Genomic DNA, 6,277 nt, shown 5'->3' with positions numbered 1-6,277 from the left:
CCATTGACGATTCAGCCTTCACCACCGTTCGGGCCAGTGCAGTTCAGGTTAGCCAGACGGGTAGCGGACTGATTACCGCCCTTGTCAGCGACACCTCGTTCACGAACGGCAACATCGCCGTTGACCTGGGGCACTCGTTGAGCGGCGACCTGACCTTCAACGTCTCGCGCAACACGTTTATTGGGAACGACAGCAATGTGATCAATTTCTCGGCGTCTGCAACCTCGAACAACAACGGGGACGTGCGCGGCATAATAGACAACAACCGGATCGGCAACGGCACTCCGGACTCCGGTTCGCGGGACGCTTTCGGAATCGGGATAGACGCCATCGGCGACGTGGACATGGTGCTCTCGATCATCAACAACGTGATCCGCAACACGGACTTCGCTGGAATCTTCGCGGAAGCTGCCTTTGACACGACCAGCGGCGGTGAAAAAGCGCTGTTCGACCTGACACTGAGAGACAACGATGTCGGCACCCCTGACGACAACTCGGCGTTCCCGTTCGGAACCGTGTTTGGTACGCGGATCGAGTCGCGTCACGACAGCGATCTGTGCTTGGACATCGCCGGGAACACTTCTAATGACGTGGGCGGCGTCGGGGATTTCCAGGTGCGCCAGCGCGGCACCACCGGCGCGAACAACCCCCCGATTGGAATCTTCAGGTTGGAGCGTTTCGTCGGCAACGGCTTGAGTGTCACCGACGTGCAAAACTTCATCATCGCTCAGAACGATGCTGGCAGCACCGCGAATGCCACGTTGGTCACCGGCTTCACCGGTGTGGCCAACGGTACCTGCCGGAAGCCGTGAGATCGTCGAAAGGCGAAATCTCGTGGATAGTGACCCTAGCACATACGCCGTCAGCTTGGCCGACGCCACCTACCAAATAATGGGTGTGACCGGCTTACCGAGGTGGCGAACGGCTTCCGCCGCGAGCCCGGTAGGGTGGGCAAACGGCTTTATCGTTTGCCCACGCGGAATCTGGCGCAATCGGTGGGCAAGCAAAAAGACGCTTGCCCACCCTACGATAAATCCGGCTTCGCGGGACGGGTTTTGCAAACCCGTCCGGTGGGTCGCCGGAATCCAGCAAGTAGCCTCGATGAAGTTTGCGGAATCGAGGTTTTAGCTGCCAACTATCCTGCCTGTTAAACCCTTTTTTTGACCTAAATCAAATTCTCACCTGATTAGCAGGCTTTGTCATATCGGCTTGATGCCAATTGTCGTAGGGGCAATCCCTTGTGGTTGCCCTGAGGGCAGGCACAAGACCTGCCCCTACGTCGGTTGCTTGAAGCATCTTGCTAATCAGTAATTTCCGTTCATCGCTTGTTGTAGACTGGCACAGTTTTAGAGCGAAAAATGCTGTGCATCACAACCAAACCTAAACGTTCAGCAACTAAGCGCAATGAAATTAAGGCACTGGCTGTCTATTATCAACAACTTAGATAGGATTAACTCACTTAGCAGGGGGAGTTTCACGAAACGGAAAAATCTTCAGCCGGACGGAGCATGTTGCCCCGTTCGCAGGGTTTTCGTGAGGTTGAAAAATAGCAGAAACATCCGGCGGGTTACCCCGCTCCCAACCACCAGAGGCAGATTCAAGACCAACCATGTTGTGCGGCTGACCCTCCACAATTTATCCGCCACAGCCGTATATCCGCCATGTCCGGCCGTACGGCGAAGAGCTTGCAGAAAAAAACAAGAGTCCTGATTTCAAGGCTAGGCGCGGTGGTTGAAGTTTGCCTGGTTTAAACGGTTTAGGAAGCTCCTGGTGGGTTATGAAAAAATGGGACGGAGCTATCTCGGTCTGCTCATGCTGGCCGCTTCGGTTATCGTTTTGCGGAAAATCAACTGGAAAAACCAGGGGAATATTATTTATGGATAAGTTCTTAGCTTAAATCTGATCACGAATACTTCAACTGATTTTTTTAGGTTAAACGTAGTTAACTCCCCAATAGACTGCAACAAGCTTACCTTATAACCATCCGCTTATTGACTTTAAACGTATTCTTGACATTTTTTAGGAATCCTCTTTAGCTAGGTTATAATTGCAACGCACTAGAACACAGCATTATCACGGCGGAACATGAGCATTACACTTTCAAACAGGGTCAAAGCGGTTAAACCTTCACCTACTTTGGCGATTACCGCCAGGGCTGCGGCCATGCGTGCGGCAGGTAAAGACATTATCGGGCTGGGTGCGGGCGAACCCGATTTTGATACGCCCGACCATATCAAAGCGGCGGCTGTTAAGGCACTAGATAACGGCTTTACCAAATACACGGCGGTAGATGGTACCCCCAGTTTGAAAAAGGCGATCATTGCCAAGTTCAAAAACGACAATGGCCTGGATTACGCGCCTAAGCAAATCCTGGTGTCCTGCGGCGGCAAACAAAGTTCTTATAATTTGACGCAAGCACTGCTTAATCCTGGGGATGAAGTCATTATTCCCGCACCTTACTGGGTTTCTTATCCTGATATGGTGTTACTGGCGGATGGCATTCCCGTCATTATTGAAACCACGCAAGAACAACGGTTTAAGATAACGCCGGAGCAACTACGCAAGGCGATTACCGACAAAACGCGCCTGATCTTTATCAACAGCCCGTCCAATCCGTCGGGTATTGCTTATTCCTTGGATGAGTTAAAAGCGTTGGGTGATGTCCTCAAGGATTTCCCAAACATCATCATTGCCACAGATGATATGTATGAACACATCCTTTGGGAAAAAGGCACGTTTGTGAATATCCTGAATGCTCACCCTGGACTTTACGACCGCACGGTGGTGATGAATGGCGTGTCGAAAGCCTACTCGATGACCGGCTGGCGCATCGGCTATGCCGGAGGCCCGGCAGATTTGATTGAAGCGATGTGTACCATCCAATCGCAAAGCACCTCCAATCCGACTTCTATCTCACAAGTCGCGGCTGAAACGGCCTTGACTGGCGACCAAAGTTTTATTGACCGGATGTGCATTGAGTTTAAAAAACGCCATGATTATGTTGTCTTAGAGCTTAATAAAATTGACGGCATAGACTGTTTGGAAACGGATGGAACTTTTTATGTGTTCCCCAATGTCCAAAAGTTGATTGAAAGGCTGGGCGGTATCGAGGACGACCTGGGATTTTCTGAGTATTTGATCGAAAAAGCGGGGGTTGCGCTTGTGCCAGGTTCAGCGTTTGGTAGTCCAGGGCATATTAGAATTTCCATAGCGACCAGTATGGAAAACCTGCAAAGTGCTATTGAGCGTATAAAGAATGCAATTTGAAAGCTTATGACAGCAACAATCGGAGTAAATCACGATGAACCCACAAAATCCTGATCCCAAAGACAGCCTTTTGAATAAATTTATAAGAAGCCCTGCCCGATTTTTTATCGCAGTCGTGCTGATACTGATATTATTTTTTGTTGTGGAAGCGGTTTCTGCAGATGATCCAAAACCAGGGCTAATCAGGACTACGCTGATGGAAAATCCGGTCGAACTCTCCAGCAAAAGCGTTAATGCCAAAGTGATAAGGGTCACCTTCCCGCCCGCTTTCAAAACGCCTTGGCATACGCATGAAGGCCCTGGGCCTCGTTATGTGGTCAAAGGCAAGTTGAAAGTGACTGAGGACGGTAAAGTCAATACCTATTCAATCGGCGAAGTGTTTTGGGAATCTGGGAAGTTGATGGCGGTTGAGAACGTAGCCACGGAAACGGCGGAATTGATTATTTTTGAGTTGGCACCAACGCGTTAACAACAATTGCTATTTATAACAAGGTAATATGGGCTTAGGATACTGTTGAGTTAGTTATGGAAGCCGAGAAACTTTTCGATGTTTCTGTTCCAGACCAGCTTGCTGCAAAAACTGAAACCGTTGCTCAGTTTGCAGAATTGCTTTATGAGTTGCGCGCCAAATCAGCATTGCCTCTTCCATATGATGAAGTGCTTTTTAGCTTCGACAAATGACTGCTAAAATGTTTGCTATCCCCATTGAACGCATTGTACCAGAGGCACGTTTTGTGAAAGATTTAGGGCTTGATTAGATCCGTAAGTGTTTTTATTCCTTTCCCGACAAAAAAGGCACAAAACTTACCGCATCCAATTCCTCAACCTCATACCCTTTTTCCGAGCGTATCACCCGTTGTAACGCTTGTCTGCCGCTTTCGCCAGTAGGTATCACCATTACACCGCCCATAGCCATCTGTTGCAACAAGGTCTCTGGGATTTCTGGCGGAGCAGCGCTGACCAAAATACCGTCAAACGGTGCATATTCAGGCCAACCCCAGCCGCCGTCATTATGGATGTAACTGACATTTTTAATTTTTAACTCCCACAAATGATCTTTTGCTTTCTTCTGCAAGGGCAGAATCCGCTCAACGGAATAAACGTGATCGGCCAGTTGCGCGAGTATGGCGGTTTGATAACCACAACCCGTGCCTATTTCAAGCACCTTCGACAAGCGCCCTGCTTTCAGCAAAAGCTCAGTCATCCTGGCAACAATGTAAGGCTGGGAAATGGTCTGGTTATAACCGATAGGCAAGGGGTTATCTTCATATGCCCTGCTCGCTAGTGCTTCGTCAACAAAGATATGGCGTGGTGTATTCCGCATAACTTCTAATACCTTTTTGTTACGTATGCCTAGCTCGATTAAACGGTTCACCATACGGTCACGGGTTCGCCGCGATGTCATGCCTATCCCTTGCAGGCTTGGGTTCATAGATTGTGCTCCTTTGGCAACCATGCATTTAATTCATTGATACGTCCGTACCAAGTTAAATCCAATTGTAGCGGAGTTACTGACACATAACCCGTGCTAATCGCATAAAAATCAGTCCCTGGCCCGGCATCCTGTTCTGCACCGGGCGGGCCTACCCAATACAAAATACGTCCACGCGGATCTTTACCCGTAATAACTGGCTCAGATTTATGCCGTTGACCAAGCCGCGTCGCTTGATAGCCTTTCAAGTCTTTAATGGCAATATCCGGCACATTAACGTTAAGGATACTGTCTTGCGGCAAGGGTTTTTCGATTAACTGCTTCAATAAGGTGACCGCCACATGCGCGGCTGTCTCAAAATGTGTCACTTGCTCGCTGCCTCCCGCCAAAGAAATGGCAACAGCGGGCAACCCTAAAAACCGCCCTTCAGTGGCGGCGGCTACGGTACCGGAATACAACACATCATCGCCTAGATTTCCGCCATGATTGATGCCCGCAAACACCATATCGGGTTCTTTATCCAACAAACCTGTTATCGCCAGATGCACACAATCCGTCGGCGTCCCATCGACCTTGATAAAGCCATTCTCGCCTAAGGAAGCCCGTAAAGGCATTTCCAAGGTCAGCGAATTACTCGCTGCGCTCCGGTTCTTATCGGGAGCGACCACCGCTATTTCGGCGTACCGACCTAATGCATTTGCTAATGCAGATAGCCCTTCAGCCAAGTAGCCATCATCATTACTTAACAAAATGTACATTAACCGTCGCCTTGATGCAGATTACGCTATAAAATTCACAATAGTATCAATTTTGGACAACAAAACCAGCTTTCGTGATAAAAAAATTCATTAGCCCAAAAGACAGTGACCTGTTTCGGCAGTCCGTAGGAAACGTACGCGCTGTAAAAAATGACAAAGTCCAATTAAGGCAAGCCAATCCCAAACCTTATCCAAAACCCCAACCTTATGGCCTGAATGACGAGTGGCACCGCGCCATTGACCCGGACATTAGCAATGTCAGCCATGAAGAGCCCCTAAGTTTTACAGCACCCGGCATACAAAACAGCGTTCTCGCAAAATTACGTAAGGGGTTTTTTGGTCTGCAAGCTGAAATTGATTTACACGGGTTTAACAGCGACGCTGCAAAACAACAGTTGCTACACTTTTTGCACGCCAGCACAAAGTCCGGTTATCGCTGTATCCACGTCATCCATGGCAAAGGCTACCGCTCTTCCGATGCCCATCCTGTCCTGAAAAACCACCTCAATCGGTGGCTCAGGCAACATAAGGACGTTCAGGCCTTCTGTTCCGCATCGCCGAGGCAAGGGGGGACTGGAGCGGTGTACGTACTGTTGAAGATGTCAAAAGACAACCCAGCGAAATACGACGGGTATGACGAGTGAGGTTTACTACGCCAATGTTACCTACCGACTGTTGAACTTGAATACCTGTCAGTGTACCAAATACCGCACCGTACCCGCTTAGTACCTGAGTGTATTGATCTAAAACAATACAAGTTTTCTGAATTTAGCTGGTTGGTGTCCCATCCACCTGCGCTTATTGTTTTGTAATGGTTTAA

Annotated in this window: 8 protein-coding genes; 6 read left to right on the top strand and 2 right to left on the bottom strand. The window is 49.0% G+C overall.

Features of this window, described 5'->3' with window-relative positions; all coding sequences use genetic code 11:
* The 5 genes from ACLQ6D_RS03910 to ACLQ6D_RS03890 form a co-directional block, all read left to right on the top strand.
* On the top strand, positions 1 to 812 hold an 812-nt coding region (locus ACLQ6D_RS03910; protein ID WP_411725982.1), incomplete at its 5' end, for a hypothetical protein.
* Positions 813 to 914: 102 nt separating this feature from the next.
* The gene (locus ACLQ6D_RS03905) at positions 915 to 1,151 is read left to right on the top strand and encodes a hypothetical protein (protein ID WP_411725981.1); all 237 of its coding nucleotides are present in this window, start codon (positions 915 to 917) and stop codon (positions 1,149 to 1,151) included.
* 934 nt (positions 1,152 to 2,085) lie between these two features.
* Entirely contained in the window at positions 2,086 to 3,267 is a 1,182-nt protein-coding gene (locus ACLQ6D_RS03900) for a pyridoxal phosphate-dependent aminotransferase (RefSeq protein WP_411725980.1), read from the top strand.
* Between the two features lie 34 nt (positions 3,268 to 3,301).
* Complete coding sequence (locus ACLQ6D_RS03895; RefSeq protein ID WP_411725979.1) at positions 3,302 to 3,736, top strand: cupin domain-containing protein; 435 nt, start codon at positions 3,302 to 3,304, stop codon at positions 3,734 to 3,736.
* Positions 3,737 to 3,792: 56 nt separating this feature from the next.
* The gene (locus tag ACLQ6D_RS03890; RefSeq protein ID WP_411725978.1) at positions 3,793 to 3,948 is read left to right on the top strand and encodes a hypothetical protein; all 156 of its coding nucleotides are present in this window, start codon (positions 3,793 to 3,795) and stop codon (positions 3,946 to 3,948) included.
* Positions 3,949 to 4,039: 91 nt separating this feature from the next.
* On the opposite strand, the gene ACLQ6D_RS03885 is transcribed toward ACLQ6D_RS03890, so the two are convergent.
* Positions 4,040 to 4,699 carry a protein-L-isoaspartate(D-aspartate) O-methyltransferase gene (locus tag ACLQ6D_RS03885; RefSeq protein WP_411725977.1) on the bottom strand — a complete coding sequence of 220 codons (660 nt, stop codon included), beginning with the start codon at positions 4,697 to 4,699 and terminating at the stop codon, positions 4,040 to 4,042.
* Positions 4,696 to 5,457, bottom strand: coding sequence for a 5'/3'-nucleotidase SurE (surE, locus tag ACLQ6D_RS03880; RefSeq protein WP_411725976.1), 762 nt, complete (start codon positions 5,455 to 5,457; stop codon positions 4,696 to 4,698). The genes ACLQ6D_RS03885 and surE overlap by 4 nt, the downstream gene beginning before the upstream one ends.
* A gap of 74 nt (positions 5,458 to 5,531) precedes the next feature.
* Between surE and ACLQ6D_RS03875 the strand changes: the two genes are divergently transcribed.
* Complete coding sequence (locus tag ACLQ6D_RS03875; RefSeq protein ID WP_411725975.1) at positions 5,532 to 6,101, top strand: Smr/MutS family protein; 570 nt, start codon at positions 5,532 to 5,534, stop codon at positions 6,099 to 6,101.
* Positions 6,102 to 6,277 lie beyond the last annotated feature (176 nt).

This window comes from Methyloglobulus sp. (assembly GCF_046714055.1).
Lineage (GTDB): Bacteria > Pseudomonadota > Gammaproteobacteria > Methylococcales > Methylomonadaceae > Methyloglobulus.
This window is presented reverse-complemented; position numbering and strand designations above follow the sequence as displayed.